The sequence below is a fragment of the Microcoleus sp. FACHB-1515 genome, from assembly GCF_014696105.1.
Lineage (GTDB): Bacteria > Cyanobacteriota > Cyanobacteriia > Elainellales > Elainellaceae > JAAUTJ01.
Genome location: NZ_JACJPO010000010.1, coordinates 19,390 through 42,501, shown reverse-complemented (window position 1 = coordinate 42,501; position 23,112 = coordinate 19,390). Strand labels below are relative to the sequence as shown.

The window sequence follows — 23,112 nt, the reverse complement described above, 5'->3', positions numbered from 1 at the left end:
CGATGACCGATACTGCTGATCTGATTCGCGCCGTTGAACAAGCCGACACGCCGCCCCGACTGCTGGCGGCAGTGAAGACTTTGGCAAAGGCGCAAGACGAAGCAGGCATTCCGACGCTGATCGCCGTGCTGGGCTATAACAACCCAGTTGCGGCAGAAATTGCGATCGACGGTCTAATCCAACTGGGCAGCGCGTCCGTCCAACCGCTGATCACGCTGCTGGACGAGTACAACTACGGCGCACGAGCCTACTCAATTCGGGCACTGGCGGCGATCGCTGATCCCCGCGCCTTGGACGTTCTCCTCGCCGCCGCTGCTACCGACTTTGCGCCCTCCGTTCGACGAGCGGCAGCCAAAGGATTAGGCGGGTTGCACTGGGATCTGCTTGATTCCAGCTTGCGATCGACCGCGCAAACGAAAGCGATCGAAACCCTGACTTCGATCGCCCAAGATGCCGACTGGTCGATTCGCTATGCGGCGATTGTCGGACTGCAAGGCTTAGCAGGTGTGCCCGACTTGCGCGAGTCGATCGCGTCCGTCTTCGCTCAGATTGCCGCAGCGGATACGGATGCTGCCGTTAAAGCACGAGTTGCCCTTGCGACTCAAATGATTTCCCCTAGCTAAACAGGATAAGAACGATGGCAATTCCCTTGTTGGAATACACTCCCAAAACGCAAAACCAGCGCGTTGACGGCTATGACGTGCTGGACGAAGACGATCCGAGAGCCTATCGATCGACCGACACCGACATCAACGAAGTGATCTGGGCGGGCTATCGGCAGATTTTCAGCGAACACCTGATTCTGGAAAGTTACCGTCAGCCGTTCCTGGAATCGCAGTTGCGAAACGGCGCGATTTCCGTCCGCGAGTTCATTCGCGGCCTCGGTAAGTCCGCCGTTTATCGCGAACTGATTGCCGAAAAGAACTCCAACTATCGCCTCGTAGACATCACGATCAAGCGCTTCCTCGGTCGGTCTTCCTACAACCAGCAAGAGCAGATCGCCTGGTCGATCGTGATTGCCACCAAAGGCTTGCCGGGATTCATCGATGCGATCGTAGACAGCGACGAATATCGCCAAAACTTCGGAGATACGATCGTCCCCTACCAGCGCCGCCGCATGGAAGGCCGCCCGTTCAACCTCGTCACGCCGAGCTACAGCGACTACTGGCGCAACCGCCAAGGCGAACTCAGCGGTTCCTCCTATCAGGTGCAATACCGCAGCAACAGCAACAAGCTCCCCGTCCGTCAGGCAATTCCGTCCACGTTCCTCAACATGGCGCAAAGCCTGATCACGCCGCAGCTTGACACCCAACGCCACGTCGCCCGCGCCACATCGGGAGCCGTCAAAATCCCCGACTCGACGCGCAAACAGCCTGTTGTTTCGACTGTGAAGCCCACCGAAGTCAAGCTTCCCTACCGCTACATTCCTGGCACGTCCAAAATTTAAGGCGATCGCTCCTAGCTGAAACTGCCGAGCCGCCCCCTAGCCCCCATTCATGGGGGAACAAAGCCAACAGCCAACGGTTCGGAAGTCCCCCACGAGTGGGGGATTTAGGGGGCTTTCCCCAAGTCATTCGCACCCAAAAACCATGTCTATTCCTCTCCTCGACTACCGCCCCTCGTCCCAGAACCAGCGGGTTCCGGGCTACGAAGTTGCCGACGAAGATACGCCATACATCTATCGCCTCGAAGACTGCGCCGACCAAAGCGACATCCTGGAACTGATCAACGCTGCCTATCGCCAAGTGTTCAGCGAGCATTTGATTTTGCAGTACAACCGTCAGCAAAACCTGGAATCGCAACTCAAAAATCGAGCGATTACCGTGCGCGACTTTATTCGCGGACTCGCAAAATCCGAGACGTTTCGCCGTCTGGTCGTCGATACGAACTCCAACTATCGCGTTGTGGAACTCTGCCTGAAGCGATTGCTCGGTCGCGCTCCCTATAGCGAAGCCGAAAAGATCGCCTGGTCGATCGAAATTGCCACGAAAGGACTACCCGGATTCGTAGACGAACTGATCGACAGCGAAGAGTATCAGACCAGCTTTGGCGATACGACCGTGCCCTATCAGCGTCGGCGCTACAAAGACCGTCCGACGAATCTGGTCACGCCGCGCTATTCGGACTATTGGCGCGATCGCCAGGAAGAGTCGCGCTATAAGTGGGGCGACATCAACAACTTCCGCGAACTGGCGCGATCGATTCAAACTCGTCCGATGCAGTACACGCAGGTTTCAACGGCGAACATTTCGATTCCCGACATGACCAAATCGGACAAGCCGAAAGATGCTCGCGCTTCGATCGATTCGTCTGCGAGCTTTCCGGTGCGCTAAACGATCGCTCAACGCGAGATAATAAGCTCAGTGTGAGCCTTTCAACCCTTTTGACCAACGCAAAACCAAGGGAGACATTTCATGGCATTGCCATTGCTCGAATATAAACCCACTACGCAAAACCAGCGCGTCGCCAGCTTTGGCAAGGCGGACGAAGACGAAGATTCGCCTTACATCTACCGCATGGAAGACATGGCGGGTCCCGATCAAGCTCAGCGACTGATTTGGGCATCGTATCGGCAAGTGTTCAGCGAACATGAAACGCTGAAGTTTAACCGCAACGCCACGCTGGAGTCGCAACTGAAGAATCGATCGATCACCGTGCGAGACTTCATTCGCGGCTTGGCAAAATCCGATCGCTTCTACGAAACCGTTGTTGCCGTCAACGACAACTATCGCCTCGTGGACGTTTGCCTGAAGCGCTTCCTCGGTCGGGCTTCCTACAACCAAGACGAACGAATCGCCTGGTCGATCAAAATCGCCACGCTGGGCTTCTTTGGCTTTGTGGATGCCCTGCTTGACAGCGAAGAGTACACCAGTGCCTTCGGTGACTTCACCGTGCCCTATCAGCGCAAGCGGATGGAAGGTCGGCCTTTCAATTTGGTGACGCCGCGCTATGGCGAAGACTTCCGCGACAAGGTGGGCACGACGCAAACCGACTGGCGCTTTGCATTGGAGAAGTTCTACTCGCGCAAATACCAAGAGCGGCAACTGCGCGAAGGCGATCCCCAAAAGTATCGCGATATGGCGGCTTCGATCGCGCCCAAGGTCAACTACGCGCAAGGAACGAGAGCGTCCGATCTCGACTTTTTGAGCAAAGTTCCCTATCGCGGCAAGCGCTAATACAAATCTAAACCGCGACTAAACTGGGTTTTGCTGCTGCTTTTTTAAATTCCTTGGAATTGAATGAGGCAGCGGCAGAACCCAGTCATTTTTATCGATATGCAAATAATTCATGCTGATGTTTCGCTGGTTGAACAAGTTGCACCGCTGTTTGATCGCTACCGACAGTTTTACGGCCAACCTTCTGATTTGAATCGAGCAAAGGATTTCTTGCGCGATCGCCTCACGCAAAGCGAATCGGTGATGTTTGTGGCAATGGCCGAAACCGCCTTAGGATTTACTCAGCTTTACCCGTCATTCTCCTCGGTTTCACTGCAAAGAATTTGGATTCTCAACGATCTATTTGTGCTGCCTGAAGCGAGAAATCAAGGGATTGGAATGGCACTTCTAGAACGCGCAAAAGCATGGGGAATTGAAACACAAGCAAAACGAATTAGTCTGCGTACTGCTGTGGATAATGTGGCCGCTCAAACCCTCTATCAAAAAGCTGGATATCTGAAGGACAATGCTTTCTGGCAATACGATTTAGATTTGAGCCAATGATTAAGTATGCGGTGCTGGGAACAGGAGCGCTTGGCGGCTTCTATGGGGCGCGATTGCAGCAGGCCGGATCGGAAGTGCATTTTTTGCTGCACAGCGATTATGAAGTTGTTCGACAGCAGGGCTTAACAATTGATTCACCAGACGGAAACTTTACGCTGTCGCAGATTTACGCCTACCGTGACGCTGCTGAGATGCCACCGTGCGACGTTGTGATCGTAGCTCTGAAGACGACGCAGAATCATTTATTGCCGAAATTATTGCCGCCTGTTGTGAAAGAAAATGGCGTGGTTTTGGTACTGCAAAATGGATTGTCGATCGAACCCGCAGTCGCAGAAATTGTTGGAGCGCATCGCGTCATGGGCGGCTTATGTTTCCTGTGCGCCAACAAAATTGCGCCCGGTCACATTCACCATTTGGACTACAAAAAAATTACCCTGGGCGAGTATCGATCGAACTATCAAACCGGAGGAATTAGCGATCGAATGCAGCAAATTGCCCAAGATTTTGAGCGAGCCGCAATTCCGATCGAACTTGCAGAAGATTTGCTCACCGCTCGCTGGAAAAAACTCGTTTGGAATATTCCCTTTAACGGTCTTTCCGTCGTGCTAAATGCCGAAACGGATGAAATGATGGCGGATGATTCGACGCGATCGCTGGCGACAGATTTAATGCGAGAAGTGTTGCAGGGTGCGGCAGCTTGTGGACGATCGATCGATCCGGATTTCATTCACGTCATGCTCGAACACACGCTGAAAATGAAGCCCTATCGAACCAGCATGAAGCTCGATTATGACAGCGGGCGACCGCTAGAAATTCAAGCGATTTTTGAAAATCCGCTGCGAATGGCGCGATCGAACGGTGCAGAGCTACCGAAAACGGCCATGCTCTATCAGCAGCTTGACTTTCTCGATCGCAGACAGCGATCTAAGCGGGGGGGCGATCGATAATCCGTTCAGTCACCAGTGAAGACAGAACAAGCATTGTCGTGATTTGATGGTGCGGCAGGCGATCGATCAGGCGTTCAAGATCGCCAACCGAGGCAACTGCCACCTTCATAATGTAATCATCACTGCCCGTAACGCGATGACACTCTAGCACTTGCGGAAATCTGCCGTAGATCTGGCCGCTTTCAATGCACTGACCCGGAGCCGAAACGATACGCATGAAAGCGATAATCGGCAGGCCAAGCTTTTCCAGGTTAACCTGAGCGCGATACGCCGTAATAATTCCAGCGTCTTCCATGCGGCGAATGCGATCGACCACCGCAGGCGAAGATAGCCCGACGCGCCGACCCAATTCGCTGTAAGACAGGCGAGCGTCTTCCTGCAAAGCCCGCAAAATCTGCCAGTTTGTTGTGTCTAAAGCATTTTCTGTTTCTAAGGCCATTCGCTCAAAACTCCTTAAAAGAATAGGTTAAATAGAGCTAACACCTTGAGTTTAGCATTCTCAAGCCCGCATTTGGCTTCTAATATAGAAGTATAAGTTAAGTAAAGCCTAAAGGCGTCGGCGCGAGGACGCCAGCATCAGAGGAGTATTATGACGACATCAACGCTGAAATCGAACACGACACGAGCCAAATCCGCCTCGTGGCTGAAATCCATTTGGCAGCAAGTCGTAGAGGGTTTGACTACCCGGACAGAACTGCAAGTTTGGCAAGAGCGCGATCGCAACGGTAAGCTTCTGTGGCACGCTTACGACCCGATTAGCAAGCGATCGTTCTTCGGAACCGAAGCTGAAATGCGAAGCTGGATCGAAACTCGCAACTACTGCTACTAAATGAATCTTAAGCTCCTGCCCTGGCAGGGGCTTTTTTGTGGCAAATTACATTCCTACAAGATTCGATCGCGCATCAAAAAAGCAGGAGGCGAACCTTCTGCTTTTTTGAAGTTAAATTGGCGATCGCGTCTATGCGGTCAGGGTGCGACGCTTTGAGACGAGGCGGAAGGTTTCGATAATATCGCCAGTTTCCCAAGCGTTGAAGTTATCGAGGCCGATGCCGCATTCGTATCCAGCATTGACTTCGCGCACGTCTTCCTTAACCCGCTTGAGCGAGTCGAGGTTGCCTTCGTGAACAACAGTGCCACCGCGCCGGACGCGCACTCGACAGTTCCGGATTGCCTTGCCTGACTGCACATAGCAGCCTGCAACGGCTCCACGACCGATCGTAAACACGGCTCGCACTTCAAGCTGACCGAGCGGCTCTTCCACCATCTCCGGCTCCAGCAAGCCTTCCATTGCGCCTTGAATGTCTTCAAGCAGCTTGTAGATGATGTTGTAGTCTCGCACGTCCACGCCTGCTTGGTCGGCGGCTTGTCTTGCACCGCTTGCCAATGTGGTGTTGAAGCCAACGATGACCGCATCGCTCGCAGCAGCTAGGTCAACGTCTGTTTCGGTGATTTCACCGGGGGCAGCGAGTAGAACGCGAATTTGAACTTCGCGCTGAGGGAGTTGCTGGAGCGCGTTGAGAATCGCTTCGAGCGAGCCTTGAACGTCAGACTTGAGAATCAAGTTGAGTTCCTTCAGTTCGCCTTCTTTGGCTTGCGCCGACAGCGTGTTCAAGCTGACGCGACGCGACGCCATTGCCTGCTGGAGGCGCGACTGGCGCTGCTGGTCAGTGCGGCTGGATGCAACGGCACGCGCTTCGCGCTCATCGGTGTAGACTTCAAAATCGTCACCCGCAGCGGGAACATCGCTGAGACCGAGAACTTCGACGGCAAAGGAGGGAGCCGCCACTTCGACGCGCTGGCCGCGATCGTCCACCATTGCCCGCACCTTACCAAACGCCGAACCTGCCACCAGCACATCGCCGATTCGCAGCGTCCCGTTTTGAATCAGCAGGGTAGCAACTGGACCTCTGGCCTTGTCGAGGTTGGCCTCAATCACCGTGCCTTTGGCGGGGCGATCGGGGTTGGCGTAGAGGTCTTCGACTTCCGAAACGAGCAGAATCATCTCCAGCAGCGTATCGAGGTTTTCGCCCTTGATTGCGCTGACCGGAACCATGATCGTGTCGCCGCCCCACTCTTCCGGCACCAAGCCAAATTCGGTGAGTTCCTGCTTGACGCGATCGGGCTGCGCTTCTTCCTTGTCCACCTTGTTGATGGCAACGATGATTGGCACTTCGGCAGCTTTGGCGTGGCTAATCGCTTCGATCGTCTGTGGGCGCACACCGTCATCCGCCGCAACAACCAGAATCGCGATGTCCGTCACCCGTGCGCCTCTAGCTCGCATGGCGGTAAAGGCTTCGTGACCCGGGGTATCCAGGAAGACCACCTGCTGCATTTGGTCGTCATGCTCCACATCAACGTGGTACGCACCGATATGCTGCGTAATGCCGCCTGCTTCTCCGGCTGCGACTTTGGTTTTGCGAATCGAGTCGAGCAGCGTGGTTTTGCCGTGATCGACGTGACCCATAATCGTGACTACAGGCGGACGCCGCTGGAGGTTTTCCAGGTCATTGGCGTCGAGCATTTCTGTCACCTTGCGGGCTTCGGCTTCGACTTCGCCCGTTTCCACTTCAACGCCCATCTCCTCCGCCACCATCGTCGCAGTGGGGATATCGAGGATCTGGTTGATGTTGGCGGCAATGCCCTTGAAGAACAGCGTCCGAATAATCTCAGTTTCCGGGGCAACCAGCGCTTTGGCAAGGTCGGCAACCGTCAGACTGCCTGTGAGCACAAGCTTTTCGGGGCGTTCCTCTTTGACTTCCTGGTCGCGGCGATCGCGGCGGAAGCGGCTGGTTTCACGGCTTTTGCCTTTCACCGGAGCGGCAATTGCAGCCGCGACAGGCTTGGCCTGAGCGACACGGCTCTTCGGCTTCGGTGGACGCTCCAGCGACAGGCTGACCTGAACTGGCGAATCTTCGTCTAGACCCAGCGCTTCATCAACCAGTTCGTCTTCGTCTTCGTCAATCACCTGCGTGCGACGCTTGCCTTTGGCGGCAGCTTTCGCAGCGGCCTTCTGCTGATTTTCTTCTTCCTCTTCTTCTTCCCAAGTCTTAGCTCGCTTGGGCGGACGCAGCGTCAGCGGTGTGCGCTTTTCGTCTCCAGGAGTGGCGACAGCCGTGCCGACTGCGCCTGCTGTCGCGGTGGCAGGTTCGCCTTCAGCCGTCTCTCCAGCCGGACGAACAGGCTTGCGCCGCAGTTCGATCGCTGGACGCGGGCGGGGTGCTTCCGCTTCGGGCGTTGCTGGGCGCGGACGTACCGGACCTTCGCGCATTGGCGATCGAGCAGGTGCAGCGGCTTCTGACGCTTCACTTCGCGGACGCTTCAGCATCGGGCGATTGGATGCAGCGGGCTGATCAACCGTGCGAATGACCGGGCGCGGAGGGGGTGAGGTGAGTTCAGCAGCGGGTTGAGCAGTCGCCTGTTCGTGCTCCAACTCTTCTGCCGGGGCGATCGGTTCTGCGGGTGCAGCTTGAGCAGCAACTTGTGGCGGCTCGCTGCCCGGACGGGTGGGACGATTGGGCAGGTTTGGCCGAGTCACGGGGCGGTTTGGCGTTGAGGTTGCTGCCGACTCAGGGGCGACTGGCTGCTGGCGAACGTCGGGATCAGGCCGCTTCGGAGGTTCAGCAGGCTGCTGGCGACGAATTTCGAGGATTTGCTGTTTTTTGACTGGAGGTTGCACGGTAGGCTTTTTCACTTGCGAACTAGGGTGATGAGCCGGGGAGTTCTGCTTGTGGGAAGAGGAATTGCCATTGCTGCCGTTGCTGGCAGAATACTTTCCGGCTGCCGATCGAATTTGGGCAGCTTCGGCTTCAGTAATTGTACTGCTGTGGCTTTTAACGGAAATATTCAATTGGTTGCAGACTGCAAGGATGTCTCGATTGTCCAAATTCAATTCTCGCGATAGATCGTAAATTCTCACTTTGCCGTTGGTATTCATTCACTCTTCCTTCCCGTGCCGAGCTAAGTTTTCACATATTGACCTGCCGTTTGAGTACAACGCCGTTTTTGAGTACAACAATGCTTGTCCTTTGACTGGCTAACCTGAATGCTGGCTCAACCGAAACGGACAACAATTGCAGTTCACGAGTTGCAGTTCGCGATCGCCACAAGGTCAATCAGCGAAGGTCGCAAGACGCCAAGGAGTCAATCCGATTGGCAACTCCTACTACAATCTTGCCTGAAATTTTGCAAAACCGGGGCAACCGTTCAGAGCAAATGCCAAGGCAATAACGGGTGGGCAAACTGTTTTGACGGTAAGGATCATCCGGCTGATGCTGATTTCTGGTGCGCCAATCACCTCCTCCAGGCTTCAAGATATGCCTCTCAGAGTGTAGTGCTTTCTTCGTGCAGGTGATCCACCTGATTCAACTCAATTTTTAGCGATTCTCTTCATTGTAGCGAAAGGCAAAAGGGTCGTGGTTCGGATTTCCGGTTCGGATGCGGTGTCGAGTGTTGATCGAGGCGATCGATCCACCGACTACGCTAGATTGGCATCACACAGTAGATTTGGTTTGAAGTGCCGCTGAAATGATGTCTGATGATGCTGCGATCGCTGCGGTCGTTGAGGCTACACGAAAACAAGAAGCAGCCCGACCGCTGATGGACGGAGCAGCTTCAATTTTTCACTGCTTCGATCGCCCCACCCCAAAAGCGATCGTATTTTTTCACGGGTTTACGGCAATTCCGGCTCAGTTTGACGCGATCGCCACTGTCTTTCACGCCGCAGGCTACAACGTGATTGTGCCCCTCCTGCCCGGACACGGAATTGCAGACGACTGGAGCCGCGATCATCCGCCGCCGCTGCCGGAAGACTGGCAGGTGTACGAAACGTTTGGCTGCTTTTGGCTGCAACAAGCGGCGGCATTTGGCGATCGCGTCATCGTTGGCGGACTGTCGGGCGGCGCGAACTTAGCAGGCTGGCTGGCTGTGCATCACGCCGATCGCGTCGATCGCGCTTTGCTGTTCGCGCCGTATTTGAGCAACGCCAATCTTGCGGTCGGGCTGGTTGTGCGGACGCTCGATATCTACTTTGAATGGAAAACTTCGTCTCGTCTGAAGCAGTTTGGCTACCCGGGTTTTTCCATGCCTGCTTTGCGGCTGCTTGTCGAACAGGGTCAGGCATTGCTAGACGAAGCTGAAGCGATCCCTGCGGCTCCAATGCTGATCGTGTCGAGCGATCGCGACTTGGCCGTCAATGAGAAAGACCACGAAGTGCTGTTTGAATCGGTTCTGCGCTATCAGCCGAAAGCGTGGCACTTCTGCTTCGACGCCAAGTTCGACGTGCCGCACAACATGATGACTGAGGCGGAAGGCAACGACTGTGCCGATCTTGTCTTTGCGATCGCCAAAGCCTTTGTCCAAAGCGATCTCGACTGGGCAGAAGTTCTTGCCCTGCGCGATGGGGTCGATCGAGGTGAACGATTCGATCAGGCCGTTGCCGCTTTAGAACTGGGCGATCGCACTTCGCCTGATGTCCTCACGATCGTCACGCTAATGACGAACGCAGAATAACCCGACACCCGATCCCCGACCCCCAAAATGAAAATTGCGACTTGGAATGTCAACTCGATTCGCACTCGGATCGATCACGTCACCGACTGGCTGCGGCAGCATTCGATCGATGTCTTGTGTGTACAAGAAACGAAAGTCACGGATGCGGATTTTCCGCGATCGCCCTTTGAGGAATTGGGCTATCACCTGGAAATTAGCGGTCAGAAATCGTATAACGGCGTGGCGCTGATCAGTCGATCGCCTCTTCAATCGGTCAGTCGAGGATTTGCGGCGGTTTTGGGCGACTCGGTGCAAGATTTGGATGAGCAAAAGCGGGTGATTACGGGCGTTCTGAACGATGTGCGGATTGTGAATCTGTACGTGCCGAACGGGTCATCGATCGACAGCGACAAATATATCTACAAGCTGCGCTGGCTCGCCGTCCTGCACGACTACCTCAGCGCACTGCTAAGCGAGTCGCCAAATTTGCTCGTCTGCGGCGACTTTAATATTGCGCTAGAAGATCGCGACATTCACGATCCCAAAAATCGCGAGAAGCAGGTGATGGCAACCGAGGCAGAGCGCGAAGCCTTGCGGAAAGTGCTGGCGATCGGCCTTACCGACGCTTTTCGTAAATTCACGGCGGAAGGAGGCCACTTTAGCTGGTGGGATTATCGCACAGGCGGATTTCGGCGGAACATGGGCTGGCGGATTGACCATCACTATCTCTCACCGAGCCTAAGCGATCGCGCCCTGCGCTGCGAAATTGACGTTGCCCCGCGCAAGCTGGAAAAACCCAGCGACCATACGCCCGTCGTGGTTGAACTTGCTTAAGCTCACACGGGCAAATTCATTTCCTGGAGCATCTGCCGCAGTCGTTTCGCCTCTGGGGAATTGGCTTGCTCGTGTAGCTCGATCGCCCGCCGAAAATTTGCCAAACTTTCGCTGACTCGTCCAATTTTTAGCAGCGCAACCGCCAAATTCTGATGCGCGTCGGCGTAATGCGGCTGAAGCGAAATCGCGGTTTGGTAGCTCGCAATCGCCCCTACCAAATTGCCCATCGATCGCAGCGTCAAACCTAAGTTATAGTGCGCGATCGCCAAGCTGGGATCGATCGCGATCGCCATTTCATAACTTGTCTTCGCGGCTGCAAAATCACCCTGTAGTTTCTGCAAATTACCCAGATTGATGTAGGCTCCCAGTTTCAGCGCAGGCAGAATGCGCTGCGCGATCGCAAGCTGATAGTGGTTTTGGGCGCGATCGAACTGCTGGCGGCGACTGCAAGCGATCCCCAAGTGATAGTGCAGTTCAAAGCGAACTGGCGCAGCTTGAGCAAATTGCAGGCCACGCTCTAGCAGTGCAATGCCGCGATCGAGATCGCCCTGCTGCACATACAGCGCTCCTAACTTGCTGCAATCGTAAGCGTCATTCGGATAGGTTGCGAGGAACGCTTCCATCGCGGCTCTGGCTCTAGCAAATTTGTCTTGACTGGCGATCGACCCTGGATCGTAGCCGTAATGCGCGACCGCCACTTCCGGCAACTCCATCAGTTGCCAGTGCGGTTCCACCTGAAGCAACGCGGTTACGCTATCGTCAATCTGGGCGTGATAGGGTCGCGTAAAGTGAATTGCGGGATGCCTGCGAAACAAGCGCGACACGAGCGAATAAGGTGATTGAATGGCTCCAATTTCCTGCCGCAACAGATTGACGACGATCGCGCTTTTGAACTCGATCGCCTGCCGAATCGCGGAAATTGCCGTGTCGATCAAGACTTCATCCGCATCAAGAACCAGCACCCAATCGCCTTGTGCGTACTTCAGGCATTCATTGCGAGCAGCAGCAAAGTCATTGTTCCAGGTGAAGTGCTGAACTTGTGCGCCGAGCGATCGCGCGATCGACACGGTTTCATCGGTTGATCCGGTATCAAGAACAATTGCTTCATCGACGATCGATCGCACACTGTCCAGACAGCGAGGCAACTGATTCGCCTCGTTCTTCACAATCATGCAAAGACTGAGCATTGCGGGGTTCGCCAAATAGCTTTACCCTAACATCTAACCTTTAGCTGCGCGTTTGGTCTGCCCAAGGCGTCAGCCATGCAGAAATCCACTTGAGGCCGTAGTCGATCGCCAGCCCAATCAGCCCGATCAAAGCAATACAAAACAACACTTTTTCCGTTTGCAGAAATCGCTGCGCCTGCACAATCTTGAAGCCTAATCCATTCTGTGCCGCGACTAATTCGGCAATGACCAAATAGTTCCATGCGCCGGAAATATTAACGCGAACCGTATCAAGAACGCTGGGAAATGTTGCGGGAATAATCACCTTAAACAGCACGTCGCGGCGATTTGCACCGAGCGTATAGGCGACGTTGATCATCTCATTGGGAATAAATTTCACCGCATCTGCAACCATCATCGCGTTATAGAGAACCACGCCCAAAAAGATGATCAGCACCTTGGGAAATTCGCCCAGCCCAAACCAAACGATAATCAGCGGCACAAACGCCATCACGGGCATGTAGCGAACGGTTCCGACGATCGGCGCAAACAAACTTTCCATGCTGTAGAACGTGCCCATCGCGATTCCCATCGGGACGCCAATCACGGCTGAAAGCAAAAAGCCTGCCCCGACTCGCGCACAGCTTGCGATCACATCCACAATCAAATCGTCTTGCGTAAACATTTCGATGCCCGCCTGAATCACCGCTGTCGGCGTCGGCAAAAACATCGGCGGCAAAAGTTGGGCATAGCTGACGATCGCCCAGGCAATCAGCGGCACGGCCAGCGAAACGGTAATAATCAACACCGAAAGCCAGTGCGGAAATCCTTGGCGAATGCTCCAGAAGACCGAGGGCTTGAGGTAGCGATATTTTGGACGTTCAGCAGGGCGATCGAACGGCAAGCTAGACTCGGCCACAGTGATTTCTCCTAACGTGCTGGGATCAGTCTAAAGCGCTGAAATTGATTTTTTGTAACTGATATTACGGATCGCCAAGCAGAGCGCGAGAATAAAACTGAAGGAACTCCGATCGCCTCGTTCCGTCTTGAGCGTGTAATGTTGGCGATTTGGCAGAACCACTTCCACTTTGGTACACCAGTCTTTGATAGATCAAAGTTGCTGCCATTGCTTCAGCGAATTTGTTAAACCGTTTTTCAGCAAAGTCACTTGCCTTCGAGGTTTTCCATGACGCCCACTTTCAGAAATTTCTGCCGCCGATCGATTGCTTCTGTGCTGACGGCAGGATCGATCGCGCTGATGGCGCTTCCGGCTTGGGCAGGCGATCCATTTCGGGGCGCGTCAAGTTCCCACTCGATCGATGCTCAAACTGAAGCCGCCTTCAACAAGATTTTTGTCGAAGGCAACTATCCAGAAGCCGCAAGACTGTTGCAAAACGCTGATCCGAACGAGCCGCTAGCCTACGCGATGCGGGCATCGCTGGCCTACCTCGACGGACAGGTGGACGCACTCGGCGAAAATGCGAGACTGACCCGCGAATCAGCCGAGCGACTGGTGGCAACCGATCCGTTGCGCGGTCATCTCTACGTTGCGGTTGGGCATTTCCTCGAAGGCGCACACCTCTTTCTGACCGAATCGCGCATTCGCGCCACGCCGATCGTCTTGGGCAAGCTTCAGCAGGTTTTTGACAACCTCGAAGAAGCCGAAAAAATCGACGCCAATGACCCAGAATTAAATCTGCTCAAAGGCTATATGGATCTGATGCTGGCCGTGAATTTGCCGTTTTCTAATCCGCAGCAGGCGATCGATCGCCTCCGTGAACATGCCAATCCCGACTATCTAGCTGAACGCGGCATTGCGATCGGCTATCGCGACCTCGACCAGCAAGACCAAGCGCTAGAAGCAGTCAATCGAGCGATCGCGCTCACTCCCAACAATCCAGACCTGCTGTTTCTCAAAGCGCAAATCCTGACGCGCCAAGGCAAACTGGCCGAAAGCTTGCCGCTGTATGAGCAAGCATTGGCACTGCGAGCACAATTGCCGAACAGCCTCGCCGCGCAAATGACGTTTGAGCAGTGTCGAGTCGAAAATCGCGTCAATCAAAACCGTAGACAGCGCAACTGCGATGCGGAACGCGATGCCGTCCGCGATGGGCAATGACCGATCGATCGTCGATCGGGAATCGTTCTTCTAGAATGGGTAGTTTCTGATCGCATTCTCGATTCAGCTTCAGATTCACAAGGAAATTATGAGAAGTTACGATCCCGATCAACGCAAAATTTTGTCTGCTGTCGCTCACGCGGCTTGTTTAGTCAGTTGGGCGTGGGTTCCCCTTCTGGTTCCGATCGCCATTCTGCTGCTGTCAGAAGATCCGATCGTCAAAGACAACGCCAAGCAGTCACTCAACTTTCAAATCAACATCATTATCTATTCGGTGATTTTCTTTTTCCTCTCATTTTTGCTGATTGGAATTCCGCTGCTTTTCCTAGTTGGAATTGTTAGCTTTGTGATGCCAATCTTTGCGATCGTCAGCGTTGCCACCAAGCCCGATCGTCCCTATCGCTATCCGTTTGTGTTCCGCTTTTTTTAACCGCGATTGGCGATCGGTTCAGTCGAAACAGCGGATCGATCGCCAATCGGCGGACGCAAACACAAATAAAGAATTCCACCAAAAAACGGCAGAAACGAAAGCCAAAAAATGCGCGAATCCTGCCAGTTTCGTCGTGCCATATCGTCACCCACCAGAGCCGGAAATAGCACGGATAGCAAGCAGAAATCCAAGCTCATCACGTGGATGAAGCGATCGCTGCGCCACTGCTGCGCGAAGTTTGCCCAGTCGCCTGCTGTAATGCCGTAGAAGAACAGTCCGAGCGCACCAAGGGAAAGCGCGATCGCCGTCCAGCGCGAATCAAGCAGCTTCAAAAGCCAGTTTTTTTCGCCCTTGAATGTTGGATTTGAACCGCGCAAAACGAGGTACGGCAAAATCATGAATGCGCCCACGCCAAATGAAAGCGTGGCGAACGGCCATGCCGGAACCTTCTGCCCGTGTCCATCCAGAAACAGCAGGCAGGCATAGAGCATCGGCATCACGCCCATGATGTTGAACAGGCAAACGACCAGGGGATTGATGCCGTCCCAGTTACCTGTGGACAAATCCCGAATTAGATCAAAGGTGTCGGGCTGGTTCGGCGGCGCGAGTAAAAACGCATAAGCCGCAAATCCAATCCACAGCAGCCCAAAGCCGATTCGTCTCGCCATGATGCTCATCGAGTAGTTTTGTACCAAGAAATCAAGCAATCTTAAGCGAAACCCGCATTGCCAGCAATCTGCTTTAAGTTAGGGGTAGCTGTCACCACAGCCAAATTGATCCAGTCACCGCACTCCTCAGGTTATGGATGTTTGCTATTTGCTTAAGCAGTATGAAGCCGGACGGCGATCGTTCGTCGGCATCGATCTTCGTAGCGCGGATCTCAGCGGTGTCACGCTCGTTGATGTTGATCTAACGGGCGCAAATTTGATGGGAGCCAACTTCAGCCGTGCCTTTCTCACCAAAGTCAATTTTTCTGAAGCGTTCCTCAACTGGGCAGATCTGAGCTTTGCCAAACTCAGCGACGCCAACTTCAACGATGCAGACTTGACGAAAGCCAACTTGAGCGGCGCATTTTTGGTGAAGGCCAACTTTGCAAAGGCCAAACTGAGCGGTGCAGCGTTGAGTCATGCAAATTTGCGCGGCGCGAATCTGGAGCGATCGAACCTTTGCGGCGCAAATTTTATGGGCGTCAACCTCCGCAACGCCAACCTCAGCCGCGCCAACCTTAACTGGAGCAACCTCAGCCGCGCCAGACTCAGCGGCGCAAACCTCGCAGGCGCATTTCTCGATGGCGTCAACCTGAAAGGTGCTTTTCTAAATGGACTCGATCTGCGCGGCGTTGACCTCAGCGGCATCAACCTAACCGAAGCTCGACTCAACAGCGCGAATTTGGCCGGAGCAAATTTGCAGGCTGCCAATTTAGCCGCTGCTCGACTGCATAACGTCATCCTCGACGGAGCCAACCTGACCGCTTCTAATCTGACGGGCGCAGTGCTGCATCGCGCCAACTTGAACTGGAGCGATCTCCGCAAAGCCAATTTGAGCGCGGCGGATTTGAGCGAAGCCAATCTGCTCGGTGTCAAAATTGACGGTGCAGAATTTGCAAACACCAACTTGCCCGAACACCTGCGCGAGTATCTTGACCTGCTGGCGGCGAGCGATATCGCTCCGGGAGCGGGCGATCGCCCTCCACTGCCAACCCACGACGCTTAACGCCATGTCATCTGCTCAACTCGGCGTTGTTCTCGTCACAGCCGCCTCTGAACTGGAAGCCAAAACGATCGCTCAGTCCCTGATCGCGACTAAACTCGCCGCCTGCGTCAGCATTTGGCCTGTGCGATCGATCTACACTTGGCAGGGAGAACTTGAAGATTCTCAGGAATGGCAGCTTTTGATTAAAACGGATTTGAACCAGTTCGCCCAGCTTGAAGCCAAGGTGCGATCGCTCCACGCTTACGACCTGCCCGAAATCATCGCCTTGCCGATCGCCGCAGGTTCCGCTGCCTATCTCGACTGGCTGCAAACGCAAACGCAACCCTCAATCGAGTGATCAAGGGTTGCGATCGCCAGGAGGATTACAGATTAGGGGGCTAGGCTTCTTCGTCGTTCGTCGCGCCCGGAGATGATTTGTAGAGCGCATCAAGCTGTTCGCGAGCGTCGTCCACGTTGATCGATCGCATGACTAAAAACGGCTCGTCTACCAAATTTCCCTGATCGTCCAGCAGTTCTGGGTGTGTAATGCCCATCACTCGCTGGCGATAGGCGTTGCGACTCGAACTGCGCTGCGCTTCCATGCCCAGCGTCATCAGGTTGCGAATCATGTTGCCAACGGCCAAAAATGCCAACACGGTAAAAGCGAAAACGTAAATCAGTTGCAGCATCCTAATTTTCCTCCGGGTTTATAAATGCGAATCTAATCAGATGTGACGTTGGAACTTCAAATCAACAATTTGAATCAGTTCAAAGCATTTAACGTACCAGCAAATTAAGGTTCTGTGCCGATCGAGTTAAGGAACTGCTTTTAGTTTCTCAGATTTCGCACGGTCGATCGCGAAAGATTTGTTGAGCTTAACAGCCTGCTAATCGATCGGGTGGTCGAGCCGATGCCGCAAAGCGACCTGCCAGCATTCCGTCACCAATTTGTGCCAGGGCATCAGCACAGCGGTATCAACGCCTGCCTTGCCGTCCGTCACTTTGACCAGCAGTTGCGCGGCTGAAACCTCTTGCTGTGCTTGAATCAGCCGAGCTAGCAAATCCGCTTGCCCCTCTGTACCCAAAGACTCAATTTCTTGCGTTTCCAGCAGATAGCGCGATCGCTCAAACCAGTATTGAAAGTCTTCGAGCAGCGGTTGCAAAATTCCTTTGAGCAACTCTGGCTCTGGCGACTCGAAATTAAACATGGATAAAAATTGCTTTTGTATGCGTTGATCTAATCTTAACGCAATTTACTTTTCTTAATATGAATTTATGTTCTTTCGCTGGTCAGAACTTGGGCATCCATTTCGCCCTTTGATCCCCGTCGTCAGGCGTAACTCGCCATTCGCTAAAATAGAACGGCAATTTTGAATGTTCGATCGCGCCTCAAATGCCAAACAAATCGGCTGCTCCAAAAGAAATGGCTGCTCCAGAAGGAATGAATTTGCCTCGCCCCGACAACTCCGAAAATCTCAAAAAGATTCGCCATACGGCTTCACACGTCATGGCGATGGCAGTGCAAAAGCTGTTTCCGAAGGCACAGGTGACGATCGGCCCCTGGATCGAAAACGGCTTTTACTACGATTTTGACAATCCCGACCCGTTCACGGAAAAAGATCTCAAGGCCATCAAGAAAGAGATGACCAAGATCATCAACCGTAAACTGCCCGTGATTCGCGAAGAGGTGAGTCGGGAAGAAGCCGATCGCCGCATCCGCGCCATCAACGAACCCTACAAGTTAGAAATTCTCGAAGACATCAAAACCGAGCCAATTACGATCTATCACCTGGGCGATCAGTGGTGGGATTTGTGCGCGGGACCGCACTTGGAGAATACCAGCGAACTGAAACCGGATGCGATCGAACTGGAAAGCGTAGCGGGAGCTTACTGGCGCGGCGACGAGACCAAAGCGCAACTTCAGCGCATCTACGCAACCGCTTGGGAAACTCCCGAACAGCTTGATGAATACAAGCGCCGCAAAGCAGAAGCCCTGCGTCGCGATCACCGCAAGCTGGGCAAAGAACTTGGCCTGTTTGTCTTTTCCGATCAAGTTGGTCCCGGTTTGCCGCTGTGGACGCCGAAGGGAACTTTGTTGCGATCGACTCTCGAAGACTTCCTCAAGCAGGAACAAGTCAAGCGCGGCTATTTAGGCGTTGTCACGCCGCACATTGCCCGCATCGATCTGTTCAAAACCTCCGGCCACTGGCAGAAGTACAAAGAAGACATGTTCCCAATGATGGCGGACGATGAGGCCGCACGTCTGGCGGAACAAGGCTTTGTCCTCAAGCCGATGAACTGTCCGTTTCACATTCAGATTTATAAGAGCGAGTTGCGATCGTATCGCGATCTACCCCTGCGTCTGGCCGAATTCGGCACGGTCTACCGCTACGAACAGTCGGGCGAACTGGGCGGACTAACTCGCGTTCGCGGCTTCACGGTCGATGATTCCCACCTGTTCGTCACGCCCGAACAGCTTGACGAAGAATTCATGCGCGTCGTCGATCTGACGCTCTCCGTTTTCAAAAGCCTGCAACTGAAAAACTTCCGCGCCCGCCTCAGCTTTCGCGAGCCGAGTTCTGACAAATACATCGGTTCAGATGAAGCCTGGGACAAAGCCGAAAGCGCCATTCGTCGGGCAGTGGAAACGCTGGGCATGGAGCATTTTGAAGGCATTGGGGAAGCCGCCTTTTATGGGCCAAAACTCGACTTTATCTTCCAAGATGCGATCGGTCGTGAATGGCAACTCGGTACGGCTCAAGTGGACTACAACCTGCCCGATCGCTTTGAACTCGAATACGTCGCGGAAGACGGCACGCGCAAACGCCCCGTTATGATTCACCGTGCTCCGTTCGGCTCGCTGGAGCGACTGATCGGCATCTTAATCGAAGAATATGCCGGAGATTTCCCGCTGTGGCTCGCTCCTGTTCAGGTGCGCCTGCTGCCCGTGACGGCAGATCAAGTTGGCTTTGTCCAAGAAGTTGCCAATCAAATGCGATCGCAAAATATTCGCGTCGAAGTTGACCAAAGTGGCGAACGACTAGGCAAAATGATTCGCAATGCCGAGAAGGAAAAAATTCCGGTCATGGCCGTTGTCGGTGCAAAAGAACTTGAATCCAATTCGCTCAACATTCGCACAAGAGCATCGGGTGAATTGGGCGCAATTGGTGTTAGCGAAGTAATTGAAAAAGTGAGGGGAGCGATCGCCAACTACACCAATTTCTAATCTTCTATGAAAACACCGAGCGATTGCGAGAACCTGAGTGAAATTCGAGCCGAAATCGATCGAGTCGATCGCCAAGTGATTGCCCTTTTGGGTCAGCGATTTGCCTATGTGAAAGCGGCGGCAAAATTCAAGACCAGCGAAACCAGCGTGAAAGCACCAGAACGCTTGCAGGCGATGTTGCAGCAGCGGCGGCTTTGGGCGGAAGCAGAAGGCTTGAGTGCGGATGCGATCGAAAAACTGTATCAAGATTTAGTAGCTCATTTCATTGCGGAAGAAATGACACGCTGGCGAGCGAGCGATAGTCGTTGAGAAGCTGTAATTGATTGCGATCGCTTTTTGCCGTTCATCACCATTGCACTATTGGGTGTCGATTGTGCAATGGTGACACCTTCTGCGCCGATGGCAATCTCCGTCTGAAATCGACGTTTGTACCGACCCTGTGATCACCTTTGCCATTTCGCCCAAGTGATAGGACGATGGTGATCGAACTTGCGAAACGTTAAGGCCGATCAGCCCTCACTGAGCGATCGGTGGAGGTTTTTCTTGGGCGGAAATCGAGCGAAAAAGCGCTGTACTCTTTGCGCTGACTGGCGTTGAAGCGATCGTTTCTGGTTTGACTATTTGCAGAACTTAGCAATTCGATCGCCTACCCATCCAGCGCGACTCGATACGCTTGATACAATCGCTGCACATAGTTCTCGCGGCTGAAATGACGAGCATTCTGCTGTCCTGCTTTCCCCAATCGATCGCGCAACGATCGATCGCTCAAAATCTGCTCCATTTTCTGCCGAATGTCTTTTACGTCATAAGGATCAACGTAAAGAGCCGCATTGCCGCAGACTTCCGGCAGGCAGGAGACGTTTGAAGTAATGACGGGACAGCCAAACGTCATCGCTTCGATCGGCGGCAGTCCAAAGCCTTCATAGAGCGAAGGAAACAGAAAACAATAGGCTCCCCGGTACAGATAGCGCAGGGCGTTGGTTGAAACATACTCTAGCAGTCTGACCTGTTTTTTCGATCGCTTCTGGTCAAACAAATAAGCAGTTTTGCTAAGTTCTTCTTCCCAAAGCCAGCCTTTTTTGCCCGCAATAATCAGCGGCATTTCAGTCTCTAAAGTGGCATAAGCATCGAGCAGGCGACCAACATTTTTCTTGGGTTCGATCGCGCCGACAAACAGCAGATAATTTTGCGACTCCAAGCCGTATTGCTGTAAGAAGAATTCGATGTCTTCCTCAGTGTCGTGTTCGTCCAGCGGGCGAAGGGCGATCGGCTGATAGGTGACGATGATGCGATCGGGATCAACCTCAAAGTAAGTCAAAATATCTTGTTTCGTATGCTCAGAAACGGCGATAATTGCCGCTGATTCCTTCAGCGCAGCTTCAGTTTTGAAGTAGAAGCTTTCTTTGTCGTCCAGCGTCGCGTAGGGTAAACGCAGCGGAATGAGATCGTGAATGGTCGTGATTTTTTTTGCGCCTCGCACCTGAATTGGCAGCGGGTAAGTGGCGTGCCACACGTCGATTTTTTCGGGCACGGTGATCTGGGTGTTGATCTTCAGCTTTTTGTAGAGCACGTTCGCCAGGTCATAGCACTGCGGCAAATTAAACGAATCGGCATACTTGAGAAAATCGTCGCTGTATTGCCCCCGCTTGACGACAAGATCGCTGCTGGTGTCGCGTCGCTTTGCTCGATACAGCGGACCCGACAGCGTTTTGATCAAGCCCTTCAAGACAAACAGCAAATTTCGATCGCCGTCTTGATTGTCAAAGAAAAACACTTCATCTAGCACGGAATTCTTTTTGTATCCGCCCCGGCTCAGCAGCACGTCGATCTCAGCACCTAGCTCGATCAAGCCCTGAATCAAACTCAGGCCATAGGTTTTGATGCCTGTGCCTTTGGTGAGCTGCAAATTATAGCCATCGATCAAAACGCGGACTCCGGCAAGACTGTGATCCGTTGCAGCAGGCGTAGGATCGATCGCTTCGCGTAGCGGCAAACCGATCGCCTCAGCCTGTGTTGCTGGTAAAGCAATCGCCTTCATTTCCGTTGCGTTCACCAGTCCGGGAACGCAAACGACATAGCCGCCCCGCTTGACGATCGACTGCGGCGACCAGCTTGTAATCCAGCCGTTCTCATTGGTTGCCGCAACTGGTTCATCGCCCGATATCACAGTGGGAATCGGCAGCAGCGATGTCCAGTAGTCCCGATGGGCATGAAAGTGAATTCCAGCACTCGATCGCTTCAGCTTGACTGCAATGCCGTTGATATTGTCCGATCGCAGGGTTTCATGATTGGGATCATCGTCGCCAACGAGCAGCGGACGTTCGCGGGCATCCTGCACTTTTTGCAGCAGGGCGATCGCGTCGGGCTTCACTTCTACCGTGTCTTGAAAGCAGGACACCCAGCGAATTGTCGGGTCGTTGAGCCAGTAGCTGACTCCGGCACTGATGGCGGCGGCGGGACGGTGCTGGGGCAGTTTGAGCAGCGGCACTTGATGGCGATCGGCAAGGGCTTGATTCTGCGCGGCTTGCTCGTGTTCTGAGCCATCATCCACGATCACTAGGGGAATTTTCAGGGAGAGAATTTGAGGCAGCGATCGACCAAGCGCATCTGGGCGATTGTGAGTAATCACAACCGCCGCCGCAGGCTGACTGATGCCTTCCAGGTCATAAAAGCGATCGATCGCATCGAGTTGTTCAAACAGCGACTTCAGATCGTTTTCGCTGATGGCAGAAAATTGGGCGATCGGCGATCGGGCAAAAACGACGAAAACATCGTTGGCAAAAACCGGATGAAATTTTTGGGCAACATCGGCGGTGAGAAGCGTGTGAATATCGCCAATGCGTCCTTTGTGAATTACGGCAAAGGCAAGCTGATCGATCGTCAAAGTCGGAGACACGCTGTATGCATAGGTACCGGGAAACGGCTCCAAAAATTCGCTGGGGGCAAGAATGCCGTCGAGGGGCTGGGCGTGCTGCTGCAAAAAATCCCGCACCTGGAGCCAGCTTCTATCGTCGATCGGAAATTTCACGGCGCTTCCCCCTACGTTTCACCAACCTCCCATTTAATCATTTGTGGTCAGCCGATCGCTTGCTGAAGCCTCTCACCTCAAACAAAGGACGGTAGAGCACTCCTGACGTGAGTAGTCTGAGTCATGTTTCCCTATGAGCGGAAGGAACTGCGCTCTGTACCCTACTGCGCTATAGTTCATTTGCCTCAAAATGCTGTGACACCAATTTTTGGCGAGTCTGAGTGGAATCAGGGGCTTAACCCGCTCGATCGAGCATCATTCGGTGCAGGCTCAACTCTAAGGGGCAGAAGACAGTTTTGGTAGCGAGTTTCGGCTGACAGCAAATCAATAAAAGGTGGTGCAGATGTCCGTTCACATTCTCCAGTCAAACGCTCTTTTTCTACACATTCCTAAAACAGGTGGCACCTGGATTGAGCAGGCAATGCTAGCCGCAGGGATTGAAACCGAAACTGATAGAACGACGA

23 protein-coding genes are annotated in these 23,112 nt (G+C 53.6%); 15 read left to right on the top strand and 8 right to left on the bottom strand.

The genetic code is table 11. From position 1 onward, the window contains the following. Positions 1 to 2: 2 nt before the first annotated feature. The 6 genes from H6F67_RS01345 to H6F67_RS01320 all read left to right on the top strand — a co-directional run bounded on the left by H6F67_RS01345 (position 3) and on the right by H6F67_RS01320 (position 4,666). Complete coding sequence (locus tag H6F67_RS01345) at positions 3 to 623, top strand: HEAT repeat domain-containing protein (RefSeq protein ID WP_190762740.1); 621 nt, start codon at positions 3 to 5, stop codon at positions 621 to 623. A gap of 14 nt (positions 624 to 637) precedes the next feature. Continuing rightward, entirely contained in the window at positions 638 to 1,447 is an 810-nt protein-coding gene (locus H6F67_RS01340) for a phycobilisome rod-core linker polypeptide (RefSeq protein ID WP_190762569.1), read from the top strand. A gap of 142 nt (positions 1,448 to 1,589) precedes the next feature. Next, positions 1,590 to 2,333, top strand: a complete 744-nt coding sequence (locus H6F67_RS01335) for a phycobilisome rod-core linker polypeptide (RefSeq protein WP_190762567.1) — start codon at positions 1,590 to 1,592, stop codon at positions 2,331 to 2,333. 81 nt (positions 2,334 to 2,414) lie between these two features. Continuing rightward, positions 2,415 to 3,176 carry a phycobilisome rod-core linker polypeptide gene (locus tag H6F67_RS01330; RefSeq protein WP_190762565.1) on the top strand — a complete coding sequence of 254 codons (762 nt, stop codon included), beginning with the start codon at positions 2,415 to 2,417 and terminating at the stop codon, positions 3,174 to 3,176. A 99-nt stretch (positions 3,177 to 3,275) separates the two neighbouring features. After that, positions 3,276 to 3,719 (top strand): N-acetyltransferase, encoded by a 444-nt coding sequence (locus tag H6F67_RS01325; RefSeq protein ID WP_190762563.1) that lies wholly within the window; start codon positions 3,276 to 3,278, stop codon positions 3,717 to 3,719. Next, positions 3,716 to 4,666 (top strand): putative 2-dehydropantoate 2-reductase, encoded by a 951-nt coding sequence (locus H6F67_RS01320; RefSeq protein WP_190762561.1) that lies wholly within the window; start codon positions 3,716 to 3,718, stop codon positions 4,664 to 4,666. The genes H6F67_RS01325 and H6F67_RS01320 overlap by 4 nt, the downstream gene beginning before the upstream one ends. Here H6F67_RS01320 and H6F67_RS01315 read toward each other — a convergent pair. Beyond that, complete coding sequence (locus tag H6F67_RS01315) at positions 4,644 to 5,105, bottom strand: Lrp/AsnC family transcriptional regulator (RefSeq protein ID WP_190762559.1); 462 nt, start codon at positions 5,103 to 5,105, stop codon at positions 4,644 to 4,646. The genes H6F67_RS01320 and H6F67_RS01315 overlap by 23 nt on opposite strands. A gap of 150 nt (positions 5,106 to 5,255) precedes the next feature. Here H6F67_RS01315 and H6F67_RS01310 point away from each other — a divergent pair, with 150 nt between their 5' ends. After that, positions 5,256 to 5,495, top strand: a complete 240-nt coding sequence (locus tag H6F67_RS01310; protein WP_190762557.1) for a hypothetical protein — start codon at positions 5,256 to 5,258, stop codon at positions 5,493 to 5,495. Positions 5,496 to 5,624: 129 nt separating this feature from the next. Here H6F67_RS01310 and infB read toward each other — a convergent pair whose 3' ends face one another. Beyond that, on the bottom strand, positions 5,625 to 8,600 hold the full coding sequence (infB, locus tag H6F67_RS01305) for a translation initiation factor IF-2 (RefSeq protein WP_190762555.1): 2,976 nt from the start codon (positions 8,598 to 8,600) through the stop codon (positions 5,625 to 5,627). 590 nt (positions 8,601 to 9,190) lie between these two features. Between infB and H6F67_RS01300 the strand changes: the two genes are divergently transcribed. Continuing rightward, on the top strand, positions 9,191 to 10,174 hold the full coding sequence (locus tag H6F67_RS01300; protein ID WP_199304183.1) for a carboxylesterase: 984 nt from the start codon (positions 9,191 to 9,193) through the stop codon (positions 10,172 to 10,174). 27 nt (positions 10,175 to 10,201) lie between these two features. Then, positions 10,202 to 10,987 carry an exodeoxyribonuclease III gene (gene xth, locus H6F67_RS01295; RefSeq protein WP_190762553.1) on the top strand — a complete coding sequence of 262 codons (786 nt, stop codon included), beginning with the start codon at positions 10,202 to 10,204 and terminating at the stop codon, positions 10,985 to 10,987. A gap of 2 nt (positions 10,988 to 10,989) precedes the next feature. Here xth and H6F67_RS01290 read toward each other — a convergent pair whose 3' ends face one another. Both H6F67_RS01290 and H6F67_RS01285 read right to left on the bottom strand, forming a co-directional pair. Beyond that, the gene (locus H6F67_RS01290; protein ID WP_242020439.1) at positions 10,990 to 12,174 is read right to left on the bottom strand and encodes a glycosyltransferase family 2 protein; all 1,185 of its coding nucleotides are present in this window, start codon (positions 12,172 to 12,174) and stop codon (positions 10,990 to 10,992) included. A gap of 40 nt (positions 12,175 to 12,214) precedes the next feature. Further along, entirely contained in the window at positions 12,215 to 13,072 is an 858-nt protein-coding gene (locus tag H6F67_RS01285) for an ABC transporter permease subunit (protein WP_190762551.1), read from the bottom strand. A 267-nt stretch (positions 13,073 to 13,339) separates the two neighbouring features. Here H6F67_RS01285 and H6F67_RS01280 point away from each other — a divergent pair, with 267 nt between their 5' ends. Together H6F67_RS01280 and H6F67_RS01275 are read left to right on the top strand one after the other, a co-directional pair. Then, positions 13,340 to 14,272: a Sll0314/Alr1548 family TPR repeat-containing protein gene (locus H6F67_RS01280; protein ID WP_190762549.1), complete on the top strand. Its 933-nt coding sequence runs from the start codon at positions 13,340 to 13,342 to the stop codon at positions 14,270 to 14,272. Between the two features lie 88 nt (positions 14,273 to 14,360). Continuing rightward, entirely contained in the window at positions 14,361 to 14,702 is a 342-nt protein-coding gene (locus H6F67_RS01275) for a DUF4870 domain-containing protein (protein WP_190762547.1), read from the top strand. Here the strand turns inward: H6F67_RS01275 and H6F67_RS01270 are convergent. Continuing rightward, positions 14,699 to 15,370 (bottom strand): DUF2834 domain-containing protein, encoded by a 672-nt coding sequence (locus H6F67_RS01270; protein ID WP_190762545.1) that lies wholly within the window; start codon positions 15,368 to 15,370, stop codon positions 14,699 to 14,701. The two genes, H6F67_RS01275 and H6F67_RS01270, sit on opposite strands and share 4 nt — an antisense overlap. A gap of 133 nt (positions 15,371 to 15,503) precedes the next feature. Here H6F67_RS01270 and H6F67_RS01265 point away from each other — a divergent pair, with 133 nt between their 5' ends. Both H6F67_RS01265 and cutA read left to right on the top strand, forming a co-directional pair. Then, a complete protein-coding gene (locus H6F67_RS01265; RefSeq protein WP_190762543.1) occupies positions 15,504 to 16,415 on the top strand; it encodes a pentapeptide repeat-containing protein in 912 nt (303 codons plus the stop codon). A gap of 4 nt (positions 16,416 to 16,419) precedes the next feature. Continuing rightward, positions 16,420 to 16,752, top strand: coding sequence for a divalent-cation tolerance protein CutA (gene cutA / locus H6F67_RS01260; RefSeq protein WP_190762540.1), 333 nt, complete (start codon positions 16,420 to 16,422; stop codon positions 16,750 to 16,752). A 40-nt stretch (positions 16,753 to 16,792) separates the two neighbouring features. Here the strand turns inward: cutA and H6F67_RS01255 are convergent, their stop codons facing one another. Together H6F67_RS01255 and H6F67_RS01250 are read right to left on the bottom strand one after the other, a co-directional pair. Continuing rightward, entirely contained in the window at positions 16,793 to 17,083 is a 291-nt protein-coding gene (locus tag H6F67_RS01255) for a DUF2973 domain-containing protein (protein WP_190762538.1), read from the bottom strand. Positions 17,084 to 17,281: 198 nt separating this feature from the next. Next, a complete protein-coding gene (locus H6F67_RS01250; RefSeq protein ID WP_190762536.1) occupies positions 17,282 to 17,602 on the bottom strand; it encodes a DUF2605 domain-containing protein in 321 nt (106 codons plus the stop codon). Between the two features lie 185 nt (positions 17,603 to 17,787). On the opposite strand from H6F67_RS01250, the gene thrS reads away from it, so the two are divergent. Together thrS and H6F67_RS01240 are read left to right on the top strand one after the other, a co-directional pair. Continuing rightward, a complete protein-coding gene (gene thrS / locus H6F67_RS01245) occupies positions 17,788 to 19,620 on the top strand; it encodes a threonine--tRNA ligase (RefSeq protein ID WP_190762534.1) in 1,833 nt (610 codons plus the stop codon). A gap of 6 nt (positions 19,621 to 19,626) precedes the next feature. After that, positions 19,627 to 19,929 (top strand): isochorismate lyase, encoded by a 303-nt coding sequence (locus tag H6F67_RS01240; RefSeq protein WP_190762532.1) that lies wholly within the window; start codon positions 19,627 to 19,629, stop codon positions 19,927 to 19,929. Positions 19,930 to 20,266: 337 nt separating this feature from the next. Here the strand turns inward: H6F67_RS01240 and H6F67_RS01235 are convergent, their stop codons facing one another. Next, the gene (locus tag H6F67_RS01235; RefSeq protein ID WP_190762530.1) at positions 20,267 to 22,648 is read right to left on the bottom strand and encodes a glycosyltransferase; all 2,382 of its coding nucleotides are present in this window, start codon (positions 22,646 to 22,648) and stop codon (positions 20,267 to 20,269) included. Positions 22,649 to 23,112 lie beyond the last annotated feature (464 nt).